This is a genomic window from Flavobacterium psychrophilum (genome assembly GCA_001708385.1).
In the GTDB taxonomy this organism is placed as follows: Bacteria; Bacteroidota; Bacteroidia; order Flavobacteriales; family Flavobacteriaceae; genus Flavobacterium; species Flavobacterium psychrophilum_A.
This window is the reverse complement of the sequence record CP012388.1, coordinates 2,186,978-2,209,318: the sequence shown is the minus strand read 5'-3', so window position 1 is coordinate 2,209,318 and position 22,341 is coordinate 2,186,978. Positions and strand designations below refer to the sequence as shown.

General features: G+C 38.9%; 22 protein-coding genes and 2 pseudogenes. 13 read left to right on the top strand and 11 right to left on the bottom strand.

Features of this window, described 5'->3' with window-relative positions; genetic code table 11:
- Positions 1 to 47 precede the first annotated feature (47 nt).
- Positions 48 to 365, bottom strand: a complete 318-nt coding sequence (locus ALW18_09545; GenBank protein AOE52729.1) for a hypothetical protein — start codon at positions 363 to 365, stop codon at positions 48 to 50.
- A 157-nt stretch (positions 366 to 522) separates the two neighbouring features.
- Here ALW18_09545 and ALW18_09540 point away from each other — a divergent pair, with 157 nt between their 5' ends.
- On the top strand, positions 523 to 1,152 hold the full coding sequence (locus ALW18_09540) for a nitroreductase (protein AOE52728.1): 630 nt from the start codon (positions 523 to 525) through the stop codon (positions 1,150 to 1,152).
- A gap of 27 nt (positions 1,153 to 1,179) precedes the next feature.
- On the opposite strand, the pseudogene ALW18_09535 reads toward ALW18_09540, so the two are convergent.
- A pseudogene (locus tag ALW18_09535) lies at positions 1,180 to 1,452 on the bottom strand (hypothetical protein).
- A 348-nt stretch (positions 1,453 to 1,800) separates the two neighbouring features.
- On the opposite strand from ALW18_09535, the gene ALW18_09530 reads away from it, so the two are divergent.
- Positions 1,801 to 2,586: a hypothetical protein gene (locus tag ALW18_09530; protein ID AOE52727.1), complete on the top strand. Its 786-nt coding sequence runs from the start codon at positions 1,801 to 1,803 to the stop codon at positions 2,584 to 2,586.
- 59 nt (positions 2,587 to 2,645) lie between these two features.
- Here the strand turns inward: ALW18_09530 and ALW18_09525 are convergent, their stop codons facing one another.
- On the bottom strand, positions 2,646 to 4,709 hold the full coding sequence (locus tag ALW18_09525) for a methionyl-tRNA synthetase (protein ID AOE52726.1): 2,064 nt from the start codon (positions 4,707 to 4,709) through the stop codon (positions 2,646 to 2,648).
- Positions 4,710 to 4,941: 232 nt separating this feature from the next.
- Between ALW18_09525 and ALW18_09520 the strand changes: the two genes are divergently transcribed.
- From ALW18_09520 to ALW18_09495, 6 genes are all read left to right on the top strand, one after another.
- Positions 4,942 to 5,523, top strand: coding sequence for a hypothetical protein (locus ALW18_09520; protein ID AOE54370.1), 582 nt, complete (start codon positions 4,942 to 4,944; stop codon positions 5,521 to 5,523).
- A gap of 10 nt (positions 5,524 to 5,533) precedes the next feature.
- Positions 5,534 to 6,487 carry a peptidase S66 gene (locus tag ALW18_09515; protein AOE52725.1) on the top strand — a complete coding sequence of 318 codons (954 nt, stop codon included), beginning with the start codon at positions 5,534 to 5,536 and terminating at the stop codon, positions 6,485 to 6,487.
- On the top strand, positions 6,487 to 6,846 hold the full coding sequence (locus tag ALW18_09510) for a hypothetical protein (GenBank protein AOE52724.1): 360 nt from the start codon (positions 6,487 to 6,489) through the stop codon (positions 6,844 to 6,846). Before ALW18_09515 ends, ALW18_09510 begins: the two co-directional genes overlap by 1 nt.
- 232 nt (positions 6,847 to 7,078) lie before the next feature.
- Positions 7,079 to 7,738 (top strand): aspartate kinase, encoded by a 660-nt coding sequence (locus tag ALW18_09505; GenBank protein ID AOE52723.1) that lies wholly within the window; start codon positions 7,079 to 7,081, stop codon positions 7,736 to 7,738.
- Positions 7,739 to 7,856: 118 nt separating this feature from the next.
- Entirely contained in the window at positions 7,857 to 8,432 is a 576-nt protein-coding gene (locus ALW18_09500; protein AOE52722.1) for a TetR family transcriptional regulator, read from the top strand.
- Positions 8,433 to 8,520: 88 nt separating this feature from the next.
- Complete coding sequence (locus ALW18_09495; protein AOE54369.1) at positions 8,521 to 9,612, top strand: beta-lactamase; 1,092 nt, start codon at positions 8,521 to 8,523, stop codon at positions 9,610 to 9,612.
- Positions 9,613 to 9,662: 50 nt separating this feature from the next.
- Here ALW18_09495 and ALW18_09490 read toward each other — a convergent pair whose 3' ends face one another.
- The 3 genes and pseudogenes from ALW18_09490 to ALW18_09480 form a co-directional block, all read right to left on the bottom strand.
- Positions 9,663 to 10,046 (bottom strand): hypothetical protein, encoded by a 384-nt coding sequence (locus tag ALW18_09490; protein AOE52721.1) that lies wholly within the window; start codon positions 10,044 to 10,046, stop codon positions 9,663 to 9,665.
- Between the two features lie 132 nt (positions 10,047 to 10,178).
- Positions 10,179 to 13,541: a transcription-repair coupling factor gene (locus ALW18_09485; GenBank protein ID AOE52720.1), complete on the bottom strand. Its 3,363-nt coding sequence runs from the start codon at positions 13,539 to 13,541 to the stop codon at positions 10,179 to 10,181.
- Between the two features lie 86 nt (positions 13,542 to 13,627).
- Positions 13,628 to 14,194, bottom strand: a pseudogene (locus ALW18_09480) (hypothetical protein).
- Between the two features lie 279 nt (positions 14,195 to 14,473).
- On the opposite strand from ALW18_09480, the gene ALW18_09475 reads away from it, so the two are divergent.
- Complete coding sequence (locus tag ALW18_09475; GenBank protein AOE52719.1) at positions 14,474 to 15,421, top strand: NAD-dependent epimerase; 948 nt, start codon at positions 14,474 to 14,476, stop codon at positions 15,419 to 15,421.
- Between the two features lie 205 nt (positions 15,422 to 15,626).
- On the opposite strand, the gene ALW18_09470 is transcribed toward ALW18_09475, so the two are convergent.
- Positions 15,627 to 16,151, bottom strand: a complete 525-nt coding sequence (locus tag ALW18_09470; GenBank protein ID AOE52718.1) for a hypothetical protein — start codon at positions 16,149 to 16,151, stop codon at positions 15,627 to 15,629.
- A gap of 45 nt (positions 16,152 to 16,196) precedes the next feature.
- Positions 16,197 to 17,546, bottom strand: a complete 1,350-nt coding sequence (locus ALW18_09465) for an ammonia channel protein (protein AOE52717.1) — start codon at positions 17,544 to 17,546, stop codon at positions 16,197 to 16,199.
- Between the two features lie 395 nt (positions 17,547 to 17,941).
- Here ALW18_09465 and ALW18_09460 point away from each other — a divergent pair, with 395 nt between their 5' ends.
- On the top strand, positions 17,942 to 18,247 hold the full coding sequence (locus tag ALW18_09460; protein AOE52716.1) for a hypothetical protein: 306 nt from the start codon (positions 17,942 to 17,944) through the stop codon (positions 18,245 to 18,247).
- Positions 18,248 to 18,310: 63 nt separating this feature from the next.
- Here the strand turns inward: ALW18_09460 and ALW18_09455 are convergent, their stop codons facing one another.
- Positions 18,311 to 18,616 (bottom strand): hypothetical protein, encoded by a 306-nt coding sequence (locus ALW18_09455; protein AOE52715.1) that lies wholly within the window; start codon positions 18,614 to 18,616, stop codon positions 18,311 to 18,313.
- Positions 18,617 to 18,704: 88 nt separating this feature from the next.
- Between ALW18_09455 and ALW18_09450 the strand changes: the two genes are divergently transcribed.
- Positions 18,705 to 18,911 carry a transcriptional regulator gene (locus ALW18_09450; GenBank protein AOE52714.1) on the top strand — a complete coding sequence of 69 codons (207 nt, stop codon included), beginning with the start codon at positions 18,705 to 18,707 and terminating at the stop codon, positions 18,909 to 18,911.
- Positions 18,904 to 20,883: a hypothetical protein gene (locus ALW18_09445; GenBank protein AOE52713.1), complete on the top strand. Its 1,980-nt coding sequence runs from the start codon at positions 18,904 to 18,906 to the stop codon at positions 20,881 to 20,883. Before ALW18_09450 ends, ALW18_09445 begins: the two co-directional genes overlap by 8 nt.
- A 37-nt stretch (positions 20,884 to 20,920) precedes the next feature.
- On the opposite strand, the gene ALW18_09440 is transcribed toward ALW18_09445, so the two are convergent.
- Both ALW18_09440 and ALW18_09435 read right to left on the bottom strand, forming a co-directional pair.
- On the bottom strand, positions 20,921 to 21,373 hold the full coding sequence (locus tag ALW18_09440; GenBank protein ID AOE52712.1) for a hypothetical protein: 453 nt from the start codon (positions 21,371 to 21,373) through the stop codon (positions 20,921 to 20,923).
- Positions 21,374 to 21,496: 123 nt separating this feature from the next.
- Positions 21,497 to 21,979, bottom strand: a complete 483-nt coding sequence (locus tag ALW18_09435) for a hypothetical protein (protein AOE52711.1) — start codon at positions 21,977 to 21,979, stop codon at positions 21,497 to 21,499.
- Between the two features lie 143 nt (positions 21,980 to 22,122).
- Here ALW18_09435 and ALW18_09430 point away from each other — a divergent pair, with 143 nt between their 5' ends.
- Complete coding sequence (locus tag ALW18_09430) at positions 22,123 to 22,335, top strand: hypothetical protein (protein AOE52710.1); 213 nt, start codon at positions 22,123 to 22,125, stop codon at positions 22,333 to 22,335.
- Positions 22,336 to 22,341 lie beyond the last annotated feature (6 nt).

Here is a 22,341-nt window from a genome sequence, read left to right as displayed (position 1 = left end):
GTAGGCAGCAAAGATAATTTCATAGCAGCTAATATAATAATTAGCATTTACATTAAATAGTACATCTTCCAGATGATAACCAGTGCCAGCACTGTTGCAATAGTTGCGGCCACTACTTTAAAAAAGTTGGTTTTTACCGATCGTATAAATACCAAAGAAGCAAATACAAGCAGGATTAATGGCAATATACCCAAACCCTGAGCATTTCGCACTGCCGATGGATACTGTTCAAGATACCTTTTACTTAACGTTGCCGGATTCGTGTATTGGTTAGTTAGGTTTATCCATACAAAAATATCGCCTAATATAAACAGCAGCGACAGTAAGGCAATGAAAGTTAAGAAGCGTTTTGTATTGGTGTCCATACTTATTGTTTGTGGTTATCCTTATAAAGTTAACGAATATTTATAAGCTACTAAAAAGTATATAGCCGTATTTTTGCCGTGTATCTAGCAAACTGCTGCCTGACACGGTAAAGTTGAGGCAGTAGTCCTCAGGCTATAGTATTTAATAATTAGAATTATGGAATTTTTAGAACATTTAAACTGGCGTTATGCCACCAAAGCCATGAACGGCACTACCGTTGATGATACCAAAATAGAAACAATACTTGAAGCCATTAACCTGGCTCCAACATCAAGCGGACTTCAGCCTTTTGAGGTTCTGATAGTTAAAACAGATGAGCTTAAGGAAAAGATTTTCCCTATAAGCAATAACCAGTCGGTTATAAAAGACTGTTCTCACTTGTTGGTTTTCACTGCATGGGATGATTATACTACAGAGCGTATTAATGAAGCTTTTGAGAGCATGTATGCTGTACGTGGTTTTAGCGAACGTTGGGATGAGTACCGTAAGTTTTTGCTTAACACCTATATTGGCCGCGATGCCGAATTGAATTATCAGCATGCCGCACGCCAGGCATATATTGCCTTTGGTTTTGCTATTGCCGCTGCTGCCACCGAGAAAGTAGACACTACACCGATAGAAGGTTTTGATCCTGATGCCTTGGACGCTTTATTAGGGCTTCGCGAAAAAGGGTTGCGAAGCATAATATTATTGCCATTAGGCTACCGTGATGCCGAAAAAGACTGGCTGATTGATATGCCCAAAGCCAGAAAAGCCCAAAGCATTCTTATAAAAGAAATAGATTAAACGAAAGGCTCCCAATGGGAGCCTTTTTTATACTGCCTGATTTTGCTTTTTACTATCGAAGAATAAATGGTCAAGACTATATGTGCCTGGCCCGGTAAAGAAGAAAAACAGGAAAAGTAAAAAGAAATTAGATGCTGTTCCGCCGTTAAAAAAGTTTCCATCAGACATATACCAGATAATTACCCCCATAGTTATCATAAGCGGAACCACAATAAGCCTTGTAAATAGTCCAAGTGTTAAAAGTATTCCTCCTCCCAATTCAATAATTTTAGCGAGATAAGCACTAAATAATGGTGCAGGAAATTGACCCTCTTTCAGGAATTTTGCATAATCAAACATTAGCTTTTCGTCGAATATTTCTTTTCCGAACATAATTATTAGTATTCCTGTCGCTACCCTTATAAGAACGATACCATTTTGCCATGCAGGCGTCGCGGTGAAAATTTTTGCTTTCATATTTTATTTAAGATTATGAGGCAAAACTAAATATCACATTTTGCAGCGCGCGTAAAAGCTTGTAAAACGAATGTAAACAATTGTAAAATCTGTATTTTGAATACTATGAAGTGATTCAAATTGCTATTTTTGAACATGCTTAGATATTTCTCAATACTTCTTTTTTCAGTAACGGTTTCAATATTTGTTTATATGGCTTCCGATGCTTTTACAGTTCCCGAACAACAGCAAACAGTTTCCTTTAGAAGGATAGGGCATAAGTTGTTATTAGTAGGCAGAGATAGCACATCGAGAGTGCTTCCTGTAAAAAAAGTTTCAGATAATACATTTGAGATACATTTTGAAAAGCCGTTTACACTTAACCCCGATACACTTGTAAACATACTTAAGGCGGAAGAAAAACTGGGGCTGCTTCCTGAAAGTTATATTGTAAACGTGCGCGACTACAAAGATAATATACACTATGCGTATAGTATGCCTTTGGAAAATGGTGAAAGCCCTCCTTGTTTGGCACGCTCGTTACCTAAAGCAAGGTACTACATAACCATAAGTTTTACACATCAATCAAATATTGCATGGCTGTCGGCAGGTATGTTGCCGCTATTTTTAGTAGTAGGCTGGCAATTTTACAATAAAAAGAAGTATACTTCTGTGAATACTAAAAATAGTGATAAGGCAGATGATTATTTAAAAATTGGTGAGGTGAACTATTATCCTTCGCTTCAGAAGCTTACTGTAAGAGGGGAAAATATACCCCTTACAGCAAAAGAGGCCAGGGTGCTAACCATCTTCGCCCAAAACATTAATAAAGAAGTAACCCGCGAACGCCTGCAAAAAGAAGTTTGGGAAGATGAAGGCGTGATTGTGGGCAGGAGTCTGGATATGTTTATATCTAAACTGCGTAAAAAGTTTAAAGACGAACCATCCATCCAGATAATAAATATTCATGGTAAAGGCTATAAGCTAATAGTGGAGTAATAAAAAAACAGCCGTACTTAAAAAGTACGGCTGTTGTATAAATAAGTCTTTTAACTTTTTTAGCTGATCACTTCGCCATTACCAACACCGTCGGTATTAGGATTAATAAATACCAGTTTTCCTTCGGCGTTTTGTGTCATAAGTATCATTCCCTGGCTCTCTACACCACGAAGGTTACGGGGAGCAAGGTTAACCAGTACGGTAACGCGTTTACCAACTACTTCTTCGGGCGTAAAGCTTTCTGCAATACCCGAAACTATAGTACGCACATCAATACCTGTATCTACCTTTAATACTAAAAGCTTGTTTGCTTTTGGCATTTTCTCGGCCTCTATAATAGTTCCGGTACGGATATCCATTTTCGAGAAGTCCTCATACGTTATAAGGTCTTTTTGCGGCTCTGCCTTTTTGTTCTCTGCAATGTTTGCAGTTTTGGTAGCCTCAAGGCGCTCTACCTGTTTTTGTATCTCTTCGTCTTCAATCTTAGCAAAAAGCAGTTCGGCCTGGCCTATCTGGCTTCCTGCCGGAAGAAGGTTTTCTTTAAGTGTAATGTCATTCCATGATAAAGTACCCTCGCTTATTCCGAGCATGGTTTTAAGCTTAGCAGCAGTAAACGGAAGGAATGGCTCAGAAAGTACAGATAGCGCAGTAGCGATTTGCAGGGCTACATACATTTGTGTTTGTACCCTAGCAGCATCTTCTTTGATAACCTTCCACGGCTCTTCGTCTGCTAGGTATTTGTTACCAAGGCGGGCAAGGTTCATAAGTTCTGTTAGTGCTTCCCTAAAACGGTAACGCTCTACAGAAGATGCTATAACCGCAGGGTATGCACGCATTTCGGTAAGTGTAGCCTCATCTACATCGCTAAAAGCATTGGGTTGAGGTACAGCACCTTCGTAATATTTGTTTGTAAGCACTACCACACGGTTAATAAAGTTACCGAAGATAGCTACCAGCTCATTATTGTTTCTTGCCTGGAAATCTTTCCATGTAAAGTCGTTGTCTTTTGTTTCCGGCGCGTTAGATGTTAAGGCATAACGCAATACATCCTGTTTGCCAGGAAAATCTTCAAGGTATTCATGCAACCAGACAGCCCAGTTTTTAGATGTAGACAGCTTGTTGCCTTCAAGGTTTAGAAACTCGTTTGCAGGAACATTGTCCGGCAGTATGTAAGATCCCTCTGCTTTAAGCATTGCAGGGAATATAACGCAATGGAAAACAATATTATCTTTACCTATAAAGTGAACCAGTTTGGTATCGTCACTTTTCCAGTACGGTTCCCAGTCTTTACCTTCACGAAGTGCCCATTCTTTAGTGGATGAGATATAGCCGATAGGCGCATCAAACCATACGTAAAGTACTTTTCCTTCAGCTCCCGCTACAGGAACAGGAATACCCCAGTCAAGGTCACGGGTTACGGCACGGGGTTTAAGTCCGTCGTCCAGCCATGATTTTACCTGTCCGAAAACATTAGGCTTCCAGTCATTTTTATGGCCTTCCAGTATCCATTCGCGTAAAAATGCATCATAGCGGTCTAACGGAAGGAACCAGTGTTTTGTTGATTTTAATACCGGTTTAGAACCTGTAATTGTAGATTTTGGATTGATAAGGTCGGTCGCATTAAGAGACGATCCGCATCTTTCGCACTGGTCACCATACGCTTCTTCATTGCCACATTTAGGGCAGGTGCCAATTACAAAACGATCGGCAAGAAATTGCTCTGCCTTCTCGTCATACAGTTGCTCTGTAACCTCTTCAATAAATTTATCTTCATTATACAGTTTCTTAAAAAATTCGGAAGCTGTATCGTGGTGTATTTTTGCAGAAGTACGCGAGTAGTTGTCAAAAGAAATTCCGAAATCTTCAAACGACTGCTTAATGATAGCGTGGTATTTGTCTATCACTTCCTGTGGAGTAATATCCTCTTTCTTAGCCTTCATAGATATGGCTACACCGTGCTCGTCGCTTCCGCAGATAAATGCCACATCTTTACCCTGAAGTCTCAGGAAACGGGAATAAATATCAGAAGGTACATAAACACCGGCAAGGTGGCCTATATGTATAGGGCCATTAGTGTAAGGCAGCGCCGCAGTAACAGTATATCGTTTTGGATCTTGTAACATCGTGTATCGTAAATTTAGAAATGCAAAAGTACGAAATTATTAGCTATAATAATTTGCCGTTCCCTGCACTGTAACAGTAATTTATTTTACACTATGTGCAGCCAAACCACAGTTTGTTTTACTAGGTGTTTAACGCACGCACAAATGGGTTGATTTGTACTATTTTACTTCTTTTAACGGCGTGTCTTTTTTTTAATTATGTTTGTTTAAAAAACCAGCCGCTATGAAAAAAATGTACCTTATCGCCCTGTTATGGTGTGCAATAGCGCATGCGCAGGAAAAAACAAACCCCATACTCTTTTTAGATGGTTCAGGAGGCTATGCTATTGGCAAAATAGAAGGGCCTATGTTAAATGTAGGCTTACATTATCAGCACAAGAATGACCTGTTTACACTTAGATATCAATATGTCTCGGGAGATGACATTGGTATACTGGCGCCGTATCCATTTTATGAATTATTCAGGATTGATGAAGAGATCAACGAATATGCTGTATTATATGGCAAACGATATATTTACGACAATAGTGCGCTAAGTTTTTCTCTTGGTGCAGGCTATATAGACCACAAAGTAGCGTCGGCAGACAATAGCAGGGGATATGAGCATGATGGAAATATAGGGCTTCCGTTTGAAGTGAATTTTAAATGGTTTAAGCGCGAAAAAGCACCTTACCGTATTTATGGCGTACTACCTGTGGGTGGCAAAACATCTTTTGGAAATAGTTTTGGGTTTAAATTATCAGGTGCTGTCTCAAAAACCTCGTATATTGGCATCGGCTTATGCTTTGGCATTGGCTACCATAAAGAATATTAAACATTTTATAATGCCTTTACGCTTAGTTATCCTCCTGTTATTTGCTAATATTGCTGTTGCCCAGACTGTAAAAATTCCTCCATACCTTAAAAAGGGAGATACTGTAGGCATACTTGCTACAGCCCGTAAGGTAGATATGGCTCCACTACAGCCAGCTATTAAACTGCTAAAAAGTTGGGGACTAAATGTTGTAATAGGTAAAACAGTAGGACTGGATAACAATCAGCTGGCAGGGCAGGACTGGCAAAGGGCGACCGATTTTCAGCAAATGCTGGATAATCCTTCTATAAAAGCGATATGGAGTGCAAAAGGCGGTTACGGCACCGTGCGCATGATAGACAGGCTTAACTTCAGCAAATTTAAACAAAACCCAAAATGGATAGTAGGCTTTAGCGATGTTACCGTACTGCACAGCCATATTAATAATTTTGATATTGCCACGCTGCATTCTATAGCATGCATTAGCGTAGGCGGGGCAACCCCTGAAGCTATTGAAGGTTTAAAGAAGGGATTGTTTGGTGGTAAAATAGACTACACAATTCCGGCGCATGCCTATAATAAAACAGGGAAGGCACATGGCGAACTAATAGGCGGAAACCTCTCTGTGCTATACAGTATCATGGGTTCTCCTTCGGAAGCAGATTACAAAGGAAAGATTATATTTATTGAAGATCTTGATGAATACCTGTACCATATAGACCGTATGATGATGAATTTGGAACGCAACGGCTATTTTAAAGATGTAAAAGGTATTATTATTGGCGGAATGACTAAGATGCGCGATAACGATATCCCTTGGGGACATGATGCGCTGCAAATAATTCAGGATATCACAAAAGAATATAAAATTCCTATTTGTTTTAACTTTCCGGCAGGACATATCAAAGATAACCGCGCCCTTGTTTTTGGAAAACAGGTTACACTGGATGTAACCGCATCGGGATCTAAAATTACGTTTGACTGATGGCAGAGCATAACGACTTAGGCAAGCTGGGCGAAGAAATGGCGGTAGACTATCTGCAAAAAAATGGATACGCTATTTTACAAACCAACTGGGTATTTTTAAAAGCCGAGATTGATATTATTGCCAAAAAAGGAGATATGCTTGCCGTTGTTGAGGTAAAAACACGATCATCGGCAGAGTATGGTTTACCGCAGGAATTTGTAAAGCCAAAAAAAATACAGTTGCTTGTTAAAGCTATTAACGAATATATAATTCAGAACGATCTGGATGTAGATGTCCGCTTTGATATTATTTCTGTATGTAAAAACGGAAAAGCCTTTGAAATCGATCATTTGGAAGATGCATTTTTTCATTTTTAACACGGAAATTTTAAGACATAACTACAAATAACTGTCCGTATAACATATTCAGAGCTATACACTTTTTAGTGTAAATACTGGCAAATCAGCTTGTAGTCACATAGACAATACTCACATTTTACATATTATTTAAGGAAAAGTCGTTTTGGTAAATTAACATTGTTAAATATTTAACAAATTGTTTATTTTTTTATATTTGTTGGCAAAACAGCTACAACTCAATTATTTAGGTATGAAGACAATTTCATCTGTAGTAGAGCACTACATTAAAACAAAACCATTTTTGTTGAGCGCGCTTTCTCAGGGTATTATTAACCTTACTTCGCTAGCGCGAAACATGATGCCGGAACTGGAGCAGGAACTTGGAAAGGATGTAAAGCAGGGTGCTGTGGTAATGTCTTTGAAGAGGCTTTCTGAAGATCTTGATTTTAGGGTAAATCACAAAATTGTAAAAGTACTAAGGGGCATTGGCGAAATAACAGTTCGTTCATCGCTTACAGACTACACTTTTGCAGTTTCAGACACTATCCTGAACAAACAGGCCGAACTTATTACCAGTATTAATGCAAACCCGGAAGTGTTTTATACATCTTCTCGTGGTGTAAACGAAACTAATATTGTAGTAAGTTCATCAATGAACGCAACTGTAGACCGCCTTTTTGCTGACGAAAAGCAAATTGAACGTACAGAGAATTTAGCATCTATTACCGTTAAGCTTCCTAAAGACAACATTTCTACGCCAGGAGTATATTACTACATATTTCAGCGTCTTGCCTGGGAAGGAATTATCATCAGTGAAGTAATTTCTACATCGTACGAATTTACAATTCTTGTAAGCGAGCAGGAAGTAGACCTTGCCTTTAAAGTTATTAAAGACCTGAAGAGCCTTTAATAATTATTGCCTTTTAACACACACACGAAACAATATACTAACCCTTCTTTTAAGAAGGGTTTTTTAATTATTTTATATACCATGTTAATCGCATTATAAAACTACATATCTTTGTAGAGTGATTAGTCAATCTGTAGATAAAAGAAAAGATTTGTTAGCGGCGGCCCTTAGGCTGTTCGTTCAGCATGGCTTTCACGGAACACCTACCAGTAAAATTGCTAAAGAAGCCGGTGTAGCCAATGGCACACTCTTTCATTACTACAAAACCAAGGAAGATCTTGTAGTTAGCCTGTATATAGATATTAAAAGCAGAATGTCTGAATACATATGGTCAAAAGCGGAAACGACTACGGATATAAAAGAACGATTCAGGATTCAGTTTACAGAAGTGTTAGCATGGGCGTTACAAAATCAGGATGAATTTTACTTTATCCAGCAGTTTCATACCTCGCCTTTTGCAGGATTGCTTTCTCCTGAAGAAATTAAAAAACAAATCAGCAGAAGTTGCCATGAGATAGAGGAGGCTATGCAAAGCGGAACCATCAAAAACAGGGATATAGAATTTGTGCTATCTGTAATGTCCAGCCATCTTTTTGGTATAAGCCAATATTTAACCAAAGCAAAACTTACAGACGTTCAAAAACAAAAAGTTATAGATGACGGATTTGATATGTTATGGGCTATGATTGCCTAAATTTTTTTAAAACATGTAGAGTGATTAGTCAGTCTATATTTATATAGTGAACCAAAAACAAATGAAAAAAAGACTTAAAAAGATATTTATGATACTAGCTATTGTAGTTGCACTTATTGTTGCAGGTGTTTTTGTTTTTATGCAGACACCAAAGTTTGGAAGAAAGCCCCAAGGCGAAAGGCTTAAAAAGGTGGAACTTTCACCCAACTATAAAGACGGTTCTTTTCAGAATCTCAACCATACACCCGATCTTGCCGAGGGCGTAAGTATGGCTAAAGTGCTGAAGGAATTTTTCTTTAATAAAAGCAAGAGGGATAAGCCTAAAAGAGTACTCCCTTCGCAAAAAACAGATCTTAAGAATTTAGAACCCTCCGAAAATGTAATAATATGGTTTGGGCATTCGTCTTACTTTATTCAGGCCGATGGTAAAACGGTGCTTATGGATCCTGTTTTTAGCGGAGCAGCATCTCCTATAAGCTTTACAACGAAGGCATTTAAAGGTAGCGATGTATATACAGTTGATGATTTCCCGGAAATTGATATCCTTTTCATATCGCATGACCATTGGGATCACCTGGATTATGATACGGTGCTTAAGCTAAAGGGCAAAGTAAAAAAGATAATAACAGGACTTGGTACCGGGGAACATTTTGAACGCTGGGGCTTTGATCTTTCAACAATCGAAGAGCGCGATTGGAATGAAACTATTGATTTGGGAGATGGTTTTGTTGTGCATATCACACCGGCACGCCATTTCTCCGGAAGGGGCTTAAAACGTAATACAGCAATATGGTCGTCATTTGTTTTAAAGACGCCTACGCTGAATTTATATTTGGGTGGAGATTCAGGCTACGACACGCATTATAAAGCCATAGGCGATAAATATGGCCCGTTTGACCTTGCTATATTAGAATGCGGCCAGTACAACGAATACTGGAAATACATACACATGATGCCCGAGCAGGTGGTAAAGGCTGCACAGGAACTACAAGCTAAAAAGCTTATGCCGGTGCACTGGGCAAAATTCTCTCTTGGCCTTCACGACTGGGATGAACCGATACTAAGGGTTTCGGTAGAGGCCAAAAAACAAAATATGACATTAATAACCCCTATGATTGGCCAAAAAGCGAGCCTTACCAAGGATGAGGTGTTTACCGAATGGTGGAAGGGATTAGAATAAAACAAAAAAGGGTTAAGCAATGCTTAACCCTTTTTTGATAATTGTTTGTTTTAGTTAATTGTAGCATTTGAAACAACAGCTACAATTCCATCAGAATTTGCTGTTCCTTCTACAGATGCTTTTTGAGTATCCCCCTGGAATATTTTAATTGTTATTTTTTCTCCGGGTACTGCTCCAAAACCACCGGCGGAAAAGCTAACCGCTCTTGTGTCAGCATTTGCTGTAAATGTATAGCTCCACGGAAGTGAAGTTACTTCATCATTTGTAGCACCATTGTTAACTGTGTAAGTCGCATCAAGAGACTCTCCTGAGAATTCTCCTGTAATTTCATATCTGATTTCTCTTGAGCCTTTGTTATCATCGTCACTTGAACATGAAGTAAGTGAAGTAAGTGCCATAAAAGCAACAAGCAAATAAGTGATTGGGTTTTTCATTATATTGGTATTAAATTGTTAGTGCGCAAATATATATTTTCACTTTGCTAACTATTTCTAAAAAGTAGGATTTAACCTATTTTTAACCAATTTATAAAGGCTTTTAACAACTTTTAACAAGATGTAAATTTCTTATACTTCAAACACCATTTCCAGCAGATCCAGGGCTTTCTTGAGCGATTTGATATTTTCAAAAGTAAGAAGCAGCCTGAGTCCGTTTTTGGTTTGCTTCTCTTTCATTTTGGCCAGCGTCTGGTGTCTTTGCACAAATTGCAGCACCTTACGGAAAGCCGGCGACTGATAATAGTCTGATTGTTGGTCGCCTACAAAATATCCAACCATTTTACCCTGTTTAAGCACCAGTTTTTCGAGTCCCATCTTGGTGGCTATCCATTTTATGCGCATGCTTATAAGCAGCGCCTGTGCCTGTTTAGGTAACGCACCAAAACGGTCAACCAGTTTGGCTTCAAAGGCTACAAGGCCTTCCTCGTCTTTAATCGATCCAAGCTCATTGTACAGGTTAAGACGCTCGGTAATATTATTTACATATTCGTCAGGGAACAATAGTTCAAAATCGGTATCAATCTGAATATCTTTTACGTATTCTTTTTCTGTCTCGGCTTCCACATCATCATACAGGTCTTTAAACTCATTTTCTTTAAGTTCATCAATGGCCTCATTCATGATCTTCTGGTAGGTTTCAAAACCAATTTCGTTTATAAATCCGCTTTGTTCACCACCAAGTAAATCTCCCGCGCCACGAATTTCAAGGTCTTTCATAGCTATGTTAAATCCGCTGCCTAGTTCGCTAAACTGCTCTAACGCCTGTATACGCTTACGCGCATCATCTGTCATTGCAGAATAGGGCGGTGTGATAAAATAGCAGAATGCTTTTTTATTGCTTCGGCCTACACGTCCACGCATTTGGTGAAGGTCAGATAGTCCGAAATTATTAGCGTTATTAATAAATATGGTATTGGCATTAGGTACGTCCAGTCCGCTTTCAATGATGGTAGTGGCTACCAACACGTCAAACTCTCCGTTCATAAAAGCAAGCATAAGTTCTTCGAGCTTTTTACCGTCCATCTGCCCGTGCCCCACGCCAACTTTGGCACCAGGAACCAAGCGCTGTATCATACCGGCAACTTCCTTAATATTCTCTATACGGTTGTTGATAAAGAATACCTGCCCGCCACGCTGAATCTCGTACGAAACAGCATCGCGTATTACTTCCTCATTAAAGCCTACCACATGCGTTTCTATGGGGTAACGGTTGGGGGGCGGTGTTGTAATTACAGATAGATCCCTCGCAGCCATAAGCGAGAACTGAAGTGTTCTTGGTATGGGTGTAGCAGTAAGGGTAAGGGTATCTACGTTTTGGGCTATGGTTTTCAGCTTGTCTTTTACGTTAACGCCAAACTTTTGCTCTTCGTCAACAATTAAAAGCCCAAGGTTTTTAAACTGAACGTTTTTATTTACCAGCTGGTGAGTACCAATAACAATATCAAGCTTACCATCGGCAAGGCCTTTAAGTGTTTCTGATTTTTGTTTTGCCGTACGGAAGCGGTTAAGGTAACTTATGTTTACCGGCATGTCTTTAAGCCTTTCGCTAAAGGTGCGGTAATGCTGGTAAGCCAGTATCGTGGTGGGCACTAAAATAGCAACCTGTTTGCCATTGTCTACTGCTTTGAAGGCGGCACGTATGGCAACCTCTGTTTTACCAAAACCAACATCGCCACATACCAGGCGATCCATTGGTCGTTCGCTCTCCATATCCGCTTTTACGTCGCGTGTTGCGGTGATCTGGTCGGGAGTGTCTTCATAAATAAAAGACGATTCCAGTTCGGCCTGAAGATAACTGTCTGGCGCATATTGAAAGCCTTTTTCAAGCCTTCTTTTTGCGTACAGCTGAATAAGGTTGAACGCAATGTGCTTAACACGCGCTTTGGTTTTTTGCTTAAGCACTTTCCAGGCATTGCTGCCCAGTTTGTATATTTTTGGCGGTGTACCGTCTTTACCGTTGTATTTAGATATTTTGTGCAGCGAGTGAATGCTCACATATACAATATCATTATCGGCATATACAAGTTTTATAGCTTCTTGTGTTTTACCGTCTACCTGAATTTTTTGCAGTCCGCCAAATTTACCAATACCGTGATCTATGTGGGTTACATAATCGCCAACCGATAATGAGTTAAGTTCCTTTAGCGTAATGGCACCTTTTTTAGAGTAGCCATTCTTAATACTGAATTTATGGTAACGCTCAAATATCTGGTGATCTGTATAGCATGCAATCTGGTTTTCCTCGTCTATAAAACCTTCATAGATAGGGAAAACAATGGTTTTATACTGCTTACGGATATCTTCATGGTTGGCTTCGTCAAGGCTTTCAAAAATATCGTGAAAGCGTTTTGCCTGCGCCTCGTTACTGCAAAATATATAGTTCTTGTAGCCATTACCGTGATTATCGCTCAGGTTATTAAGCAATAAGTCAAACTGCTTGTTAAACGACGGCTGCGGCTGTATGTGGTATTCAAAAGTTTTTTGTGTCTTAAAGATGGCTTTACTACCCAGTTCGGCAATGGTAAAGTCTAAAGCCTTTTTTATAAAAGTTTCCTGGTTCAGGAATAGCTCTTCGGGTGATGCGTGCTTTATGTCTTTAGAAAGTTTGTCGAAAGCTTCGTTGGCTTTTTTAAACTGAACATCGAGCTGGGTAAAAAGAGCATCGGTATTCTGAATGAAAATAACCGTTTTTTCGTTGATGTATTCCAGGAAGCTTTCACGCTTTTCCTGTAACTGCTTGTTCTCAACGTTAGGTATAACTGTAATTTTGTTCTTTTTATCCAGCGAAAGCTGGGAAGCAACATCAAACGTACGAATACTGTCTACTTCGTTACCGAAGAATTCTATACGGTACGGATTATCGTTAGAGAAAGAGAATACATCGACAATACCCCCACGAACAGAGAATTCTCCGGGTTCGGTTACAAAATCTACACGGCGAAACTCGTATTCAAATAATACCTCATTTATGAAATCTATAGAAACCTGATCGCCAACAGCTACTTTTAGGGTGTTCTTTTCAAGTTCCTTACGGGTAACTACTTTTTCGAACAGTGCTTCGGGGTATGATACTATAAGTGCAGGCTTTTTGCGGGAGTTAATACGGTTAAGCACTTCGGCACGCAAAAGTATGTTAGCATTATCGGTTTCTTCTATCTGATACGGGCGGCGGTATGATCCGGGATAAAACAATACATCCTGGTCGCCAACCAGTTGTTCCAGGTCATTCAGGTAATATGCAGCCTCTTCCTTATCTTTAAGGATAAGAAGAAACGGCAGTTCTGCCTGCCTGAAAAGCGGATCTATAATAAATGACAGTGCCGAGCCCAAAAGTCCTTTAATATGAATTTTGTTCTCACGCTGCTGCAGTGCTGCAGCTATCTGTTTTACTTTGGCCGACTGGCTGTATTTATCTAAAATTTCCGGTTTCACTGTTATGTTCTGTTACGTCCTGCCATAATTGCGGCAGGGTTAGGGCGTGGTGTTGTGGTTTGCGATTGTGGCGGCAACATATCGGGGTTTGCCATACGCACTGTATCCAGTGCTTTTAGCATTTCCTCTTCGCCTGTTTCTTTTGGTATTTCGCTTTTACGAACCAGCTCATCCATCTGATTTTGTAATGCTGTGGTTTCGTGAGTAATCTCTTTTATCAGGCTTATTACCTTTTTGTCAGGAATAACATCTACGTTAATATACGTTGAAAGCGATTGCGTTTTTGTAATAAGCACAGCTATACGTGAGCGTAGTTGCGGCTTGTTATAAAATGCAGGAATGTTGTTGTTAAGCTGCTGTGATTTGCTTACAATGTTTTTTGTTTTTTCCTTGTATGCAGTAAGAGAGCCCGTCGGTTTCTGGCTTATCTCGTCTATATACTGGCGCCATTCGTTCCAGGGATTTAAGTATTCTGAAACCTTTGGGCTAACAGGTGCTACATTAAACCTCCAGTTTTCGCTTATTACTTTTAGTATAGAATCGTTTTGTTTAGCTGTCTTTACAGTCTCGGCCCTGCGTTGTGCTTCGTCATCTTTGCACGAAAAAAGCAGTACTGCCGTGCAGCAAAGCATAATGAGTTTCAGGTATTTCATGTTTCAGGGTTGAAAAAGCAAATTTACAAATGTTAGGCCAATATGCAGTTGCCGTGGGTTAATTCTTTGGAAAGTTTTAATAATGCTTGTGCTTCTTACATGATGCTTACTATAAATTACAATATTACAGTAAGGCTGAAACTAAATTTAATTTTCAGGATAATGCAGTGATGCGGCTTTTAAAATCACAATCTTTCAAAAAAATGTTACAACAGGGTAATAAGAGAATGAAAATGATAATGCGAAAGCAGTATATTTGTGGCGTTAAAACCAACAATTATGGCAAAGATTTTAATTATTGGCGCATGTGGCCAGATAGGTACCGAGCTTACCAAAAAACTTAGGGATGTATATGGAACAGACGCCGTAATAGCGTCGGATATACGCAAAGGAGATCCTGAATTTGTGGCTTCGGGCCCATTCGAGGTAATTAATGCCCTTGATTTTAATCAGATTGAAACTATAATTGAGCAAAATGGTGTAGAAGATGTGTACCTGATGGCAGCACTTCTTTCGGCAACAGCCGAAAAAAATCCTGCATTTGCATGGGATTTGAACATGAACTCGCTTTTCCACGTGCTTAACCTTGCCAAGGCAGGTAAGATCAAAAAAATATTCTGGCCGTCTAGTATTGCCGTTTTTGGCCCTACAACGCCAAAACAAAATACGCCACAGTACACGGTTATGGAACCGTCTACTGTTTACGGTATTTCTAAACAATCGGGTGAGCGCTGGGCAGAATACTACCATAACATCTATGGTGTAGATATCCGCAGTATCCGTTATCCCGGCCTTATCAGCTGGTCTACGCTTCCGGGCGGTGGTACCACAGATTATGCTGTAGATATTTACCACAAAGCGTTAAGTGATGGTAAATATACCTGTTTCTTAAGCGAAGAAACCCGTTTGCCAATGATGTATATGGATGATGCTATTCGCGCAACGGTGGAGATCATGCAGGCTCCGGCAGAAAACATCAAGATCCGTTCTTCATACAACCTTTCCGCGATGGACTTTACTCCAAAGGAAATTGCAGAGGCTATTAAAAAAGAAATTCCTGATTTTACAATTGACTATGCTCCCGACTTCCGTCAGAAAATTGCTGACAGCTGGCCGCAAAGTATTGACGACAGCAGCGCAAGAGAACACTGGGGTTGGAAACACGATTTTGACCTAACAGCTATGACAACCGACATGCTTGAGCATTTAAGCGCAAAAGCAGAGTAAACACAATATATACGTTATAAGAGAAACGCAGATGATTCAATAGATTCATCTGCGTTTCTCTTTTCCCTCGCCTCAGCCCTCTGCAAAGAAAAGCGGGGCAGCATCACTCAAGTGTTTACAAATTGAATGAGTTCCAATTGTCGGTTTCGGCTCCCTCTCCTTTGGAGAGGGCTGGGGTGAGGACTATAATGTTTTAAATAGATTATTATTTATTTTTCCTTAGTTTCTCAATCAAAGCATCTTCATATTTTGCTTTTACAGGGATGATTTCGTCTATAGCTTCGTTAGGAAAAGTCATAGACAAAACGTATTGTTTAATCTTCCATTCTTTTCCAACTTTTTCTAACACACCAGATCCCTGGCATACTTTCATATGCGTATCTAACAACTCATTAAACCATGCGGTCTTTCCGTCCTTACTAAAAAAGATGTTGCGTTGTAGTGCTTTAAAGTCCCATGCTGCACCTTTGTCGAAATAAGGTTTAGAGAAAGCTTCAAATTGTTTCTTCGTCCAGTTTTCTGTAGCATCCGTCCCTATGTAAATACCGTCTTCAGCAATTTTATCAAAGTAGGCATTATAGTCGGCCTTACCGGCAGCAGCATGCCAGGTGTCTAAAAAGACATTGATGGTTTTTGTTTCATCTGCAGTATTTATAGGAATTTCTTTGAAAAAAAATACTGTTGTTGCAGAAAGCGATAGTACAGATAGTACAAGATATAATTTTTTCATCGGATAACTTTTTGCTAAAAGTATAAAAATTATCCGATGTATAAATTACCCCAGCATTTCATTGTGTTGCGAAAGATCCAGCCCCTGTTGTTCTGCTTCTTCCGAAACACGAAGCGGTATAAACCAGTTTGTGACTTTATACAGCAGCATTGCTCCAAAGAAAGAGAAAGCAGCAACCAGAACCATTGCCATCATGTGGTGGGCAAATATATTGAGTCCGCCATGCATAAGGCTTGCGTTTTCGCCTTCTGCAAAAATTGCAGTTAGTATCATTCCCATAATACCTCCCACACCGTGGCAGGCAAATACGTCAAGGGTGTCATCAATACGTTTAAGCGGTTTCCAGTTTACCATCATGTTCGATACAATAGCAGCTGCAAAACCAAAGAATATACTTTTAGGCACCGATACAAACCCGGCAGCAGGTGTAATAGCTACAAGCCCGACTACGGCACCGATACAGGCACCAAGCGCAGAAACTTTTCTTCCGTTAAGGCGATCAAAAAAGGCCCATGTAAGCATAGCAGAAGCCGATGCTATAGTTGTAGTAGCAAAAGCCATCGCAGCGGTATGGTTAGCCGATAGTGCCGATCCGGCATTGAAGCCGAACCATCCAAACCAAAGCATACCCGTACCTAATAATACAAACGGAATGTTGGTTGGTATGTATTCAAGATTTTTACGTTTACCCAGCGATAATACACCGGCAATAGCGGCAAACCCGGCACTCATGTGTACAACTGTTCCACCGGCGAAGTCTTTTACGCCAAAGTAGCTGCCCAATAATCCGTTAGGATGCCAAACCATGTGGCATAGCGGTGCATATATAAATAATGAGAAAAGGCAGATGAAAAGCAGGAACGATATAAAACGGATACGTTCTGCAAGTGCCCCGGTAATGATAGCAGGGGTTATGATGGCGAATTTCATCTGGAAAAGTGCAAACAGTATAAAAGGCAGTGTAGTAGCAAGTTGCTTATGCGGATGCTCGTCTACATAGTCGAAAAAGGCAAAGTCGGTTGGGTTTCCGATAAGCCCGTAGTGGGTTCCTGCAATATCAATACCAAGCGGACTCCCAAATGACAGGCTAAAACCGACTACAACCCATAGTAAACTTATGACGCCCAGGCAGATAAAGCTTTTAAGCATGGTAGATATTACATTCTTTTTGCCTACCATACCCCCGTAGAAAAAGGCCAGTCCGGGCGTCATTAACAATACCAGGCATGAAGCTGTAAGCAGCCATGCGACATCAGCAGGGACAATAGCATCGGTTGAATTAAATTGTGACGACGTCTCAGTTACTGTTGCATGTTCCCAAAAGAGTCCGGTTATAGCAACAGCAGCGGTGATTAAAAAAGCAACAATCCAGCGTTTTTCTATTTTCTTTTCCATTTTACCCTATAAATTATGGGGTAAAATTAAATAATATATTAATTGGTTGTTTCGGTACGTGTAATTTTTAGGGGATTGATAATGTTATGATGATTTTTAACCAAAAAATTTCACAATCAATAATAATGCATTTTTGGCATTGATCAGATTTTTTTACTCATGTGACAAAATGTTTTTAAGAAGTTGAGGTTAATTAAGTTACAAGTTTAAGTTTTGCTTTATGTAAACTACAGCGTTTATAACACTGTAAGGCAAGGTTTACAATGAGGTTTTCCGTAAATTTTTGGCAAAGTAATTGTATCATAAAATTAAGTTAAAAAATGTAAGAAACGTTCGACAACCTTCTGTAAGTGAGAGTGTTAAAGTTGTAAAATTCTTTAACATTTATAGTGTGCGTGTCGGGTATTTTTACAACATTTGCAACCTCAATCAATAATAAAAACCAAAATCAAACCAATCAAATGAACACTTTACAACACACCGTCGAAGACTTCAAGCTCTTCGAAGCAATCGCAGACATTGCGTTTATTGCAGGACAAAAAGGATTTTTCTCCGGAGATTCAAGAACAGACATTGCCGAGTTTATTACCTGGGCAAAAGAGTTTGAGGGTGTACACGAAGAAACCAATTGGGATGAGATCGATTATCAGGAAGCCATTGAGGCTTTCACAGGCCACAAGCTTAGAGTCGATCTTCAGTAATCCTTAGGTTGTTTAGCCCCCAAAACGGCTGCATTGTCTATCAAGGCAACGCAGCCGTTTCATTTATATGAGTTTAGAGAGGAACTCTTCGATAGTTGTAAAATACGTTTCATCTTTCGTGGTTTGAATGCTTTCAAATTCATGTAGTTCATGATCATCTATATTTGAAACTTCGAAGAATAATAAAGGTAATCCAACTTTTGCTGCGTCAAAATACTCTCCGTCAATAAAATAACCTCTTAATGTATTTTCGATATCTAGCAATGAGATGCTATTAGGATTACTGAATACCACATTTCCATACTTTTTGTAGTTGCTGTAATCTCGATATAGATAATTGAATAGAATATTTGTATTTAAATTTATCATTTCAGCTGCTTGAAATTAAATACAAATATAAAAATACCCCGACTATACTCCGTTGTTTTATAGTCTACATTTTTCAAATTTTGTTAATATGGATATTAAGCAAAAATTTGGACTTCGAATAAAACAATTAAGAAAGGTTAAAGGACTTTCGCAGGAAAAACTTGCCAACTTAGCTGATATAGACCGAACCTATCTTCCTACGATTGAAAAAGGAGAGAGAAACGTGTCTATAATTGTGATCGAAAAATTGGCAATAGCTCTGGGTATAAATATCAAAGATTTGTTTGATGAATAGGGCTTACTATGCTAATTCTATAGCTGATTTTTTAAAAGAGGATGCTGATAAGATTTATGGGAAAATCTCAGGTCACTATGATTTAAATAAATTAATAATACAGCAGTCTAACGCTTGGAAATCACAAGTTATAACTCTTCAAAAAAAATTAGTAGGTTTTGATGGAGAAATTTACTTTGAGTTTTCAATTCCAAGAATGGGTAAACGAGTTGATAATGTTATAATTATTGACAATTGTATTTTCGTTATAGAGTTTAAAATAGGATCCTCAAAGTATGGTAATTATGGGCAGGAACAAGTGTTCAATTATGCATTAGATTTAAATAACTTTCATGAAGGAAGTCATAACAAGATTCTAATTCCAATTTTGATTGCAGATTCGGCTGCAGATGTAAATAACATTTATAGTAAAAGCTTAGATAATTTATACGACACGATCTATGCAAATTCCGAAAACTTGGCACAAGTTATTCGGAGTACACTATTGTACTTTAGTCAAAATAAGACTGAGATTAATGTGCAAGAGTGGGTAACTTCCATTTACAAACCTACTCCGACAATTATAGAGGCAGCAACAGCTCTATATAAAAATCATAATGTTGAAGAAATTGCTAGATATGATGCAGGAGCTGAAAATTTGGCTTTAACGTCAGTATGTATTTCTAAAATAATTGACTATTCAAAACTGCATAAGAAGAAATCGATTTGTTTTGTAACAGGTGTGCCAGGAGCGGGGAAAACTTTGGCAGGGTTGAATATTGCTAATTTAAGGTCTAATTATAATGAGGAAGAACATGCAGTCTTTTTATCAGGCAATGGACCATTGGTAGACGTTTTAAGAGAAGCTCTTGCTAGAGATAAATATGAATCATCCAAAATAGAAGGTAAACAACTGACTAAAGAATCGGCCAAATCGCAGGTGAAATCGTTTATTCAAAACATACACCATTTTAGAGATGCTTCGCTTAGAGATTCTAAGGCTCCGATTGAAAAAGTTACGATATTCGATGAAGCCCAACGAGCTTGGACTAAAGAACAGGCTTCAAATTTTATGAAAAGGAATAAAGGATATTCTGATTTTAATAAGTCCGAGCCTGAATTTCTAATTGAAGTGATGGATAGGCATAAAGATTGGTGTACAATAATTTGCTTAATTGGTGGTGGGCAAGAAATTAACACTGGTGAAGCAGGATTGGAAGAATGGATTAGACCATTCTCAGATAAATTTAAAGATTGGAGTATTTATTATTCGTCTAAGATTATTGAAGATGAAAACTATATAAAAAAATCGTCGGTGCTTAAAATTTTAGAGGATAATGCTGTAAAAAAGGAAGAACTTCATTTATCAGTTTCTTTGAGGTCGTTCCGTAGCGCTCAGTTGTCAAATTTTATTCAAAAGTTAATTAGTAATGATGCTAATGCTGCTAGAAAAATCTATTTAGATTTTATAATAAAACAATATCCAATTATGCTAACAAGAGATTTAGCTATTGCGAAGGGATGGTTAAAATCTAAAGCTAAAGGTAATGAAAGGATTGGTATAATTGCTTCCTCTGGAGCTATCAGGTTGAGACCGATTGGGTTGAATGTTAAGGTAAAAGTTGACGCTCCGAAATGGTTTCTTAATGATAAGAATGATATAAGATCGTCGTCATTTTTAGAAGAGGTCGCTACGGAATTTGATATTCAAGGATTAGAATTGGACTGGACTTGTGTCGCATGGGATGCAGATTTGTATTATTCTGATGATAGATGGAATTATCAAAAATTCAAAGGTACTAAATGGCAGAATATTGGTAGCGTGGAAATAATCAATTATCTATTTAACTCATATCGTGTGCTTTTGACTAGAGCAAGACAGGGAATGATTTTATATATTCCAAACGGAGACAACACCGATGTTACACGGAAACAAAATATGTATGATGGAACATATCAATTTTTCAAACAGATAGGGATAAGAGAAATTTAACTTCACAAAAAAACCGGCCTCTAAGCCGGTTTTTACGTTAATGTCTTCCATGATGCCCGTGATGACGGTCGGGACCTCTGTGTTTTTTGTGGTGTCCGTGGTGTTTATCGTAATGCTTAACCACTCTTGGAGCAGGCCTGTAATGTTTTACCCTTACAGGTTTGTAATAGGTGTAAGGTGTGGCGCCGTAATAGTTCTCAACAACTACTTTGGGACCGCGGTAAAGGTTATAGTCTCTGTAGGCAACTGGCAGGTAAGTGCGGCGTGCCCATCGGCCACGGTCAAGGTAAATATAGTGTCTGGTGTTAACATCATAGTAAGTTTGTATCTCGGGCAGGTAGTAGTAACGTACTTCTGTGTGTACAGGCGGTGGGGGAGCCCATGCCGGTGGCGAACCAATATTTACATTTAGGCCAACGGAAACCTGTGCCTGAGTGCTGCCGGTAGCTATAAACGCTATTGCTATCAGCAATGTTTGAAACGTTTTCATGATCTCTCGATTTAGATTATTAGTTATGATGCTAAAACCAACTTTTGTGCCAATACTTTTTCGTTAAGAAAATTTTAGCAATACCGATCATATTGTAATATAAAAAAATCGGCCTTAGCCGATTTAGTGTTTCCCTTTATCATGGCCCTTGCCGTGACCTTTCCCGTGTCCCTTTCCTTTCCCTCCACCGTTGGGGCCTGCCGCCATTTTTTTAGCATGGCCGGGAGGCACACCAATATTTTTCTGTGGTTTTCCTTTATAACCTTTAGGGTATTTTACCTTGTATGTATTATAATACGTGTAAGGTGTCGCACCGCGATAGTCTGTCATTACAACTTTATATCCGTTATAAAAGTTATATGTTCTGTAAGGAGCAGGCACTGTTACAGTACGCATCCATTTGCCATTGGTCAGGTAAATGTATTCACTGGTATTTACGTCATAATACGTTTCGATATCAGGTAGGTAATAGTAGCGCGCCTCGGTATATCCGGAAGGTCCCCATGCCGGAGGTGTGCCTATATTTACATTTACCGATACTTGCGCACTCGCGCCGGTAGAAACGATAAACGCTATTGCAACCAGTAATTTTTGGAAGGTTTTCATAGTAGTAAGATTTTGTGTTCACGTAAAGGTAAATCCAACTCCTTTGACAATGTAATTTTGTTAAGAAAAATTTAGGATACTGCAAAGGTCAATAACACATAAAATTTATTACTAAATTTACAGTATACTCAAAACCTATAGTTATGGAAAGCAAAAAAGAACTCACCGAAAAAATACTTAAGATAACGATACTTATACAGGAAAAATACCCTGAGCTTTCTAAATACCTTAGCGAAGTAGAAGACACCCTGCCTACTTTTGAACATCCGGATGTAGATGCAGAAGCACTTGCGAAGTATTATCAAACGATAGACGAAATGCTTAAGGATTACCTTTTAGAGCATCCGGAACGATAATATACG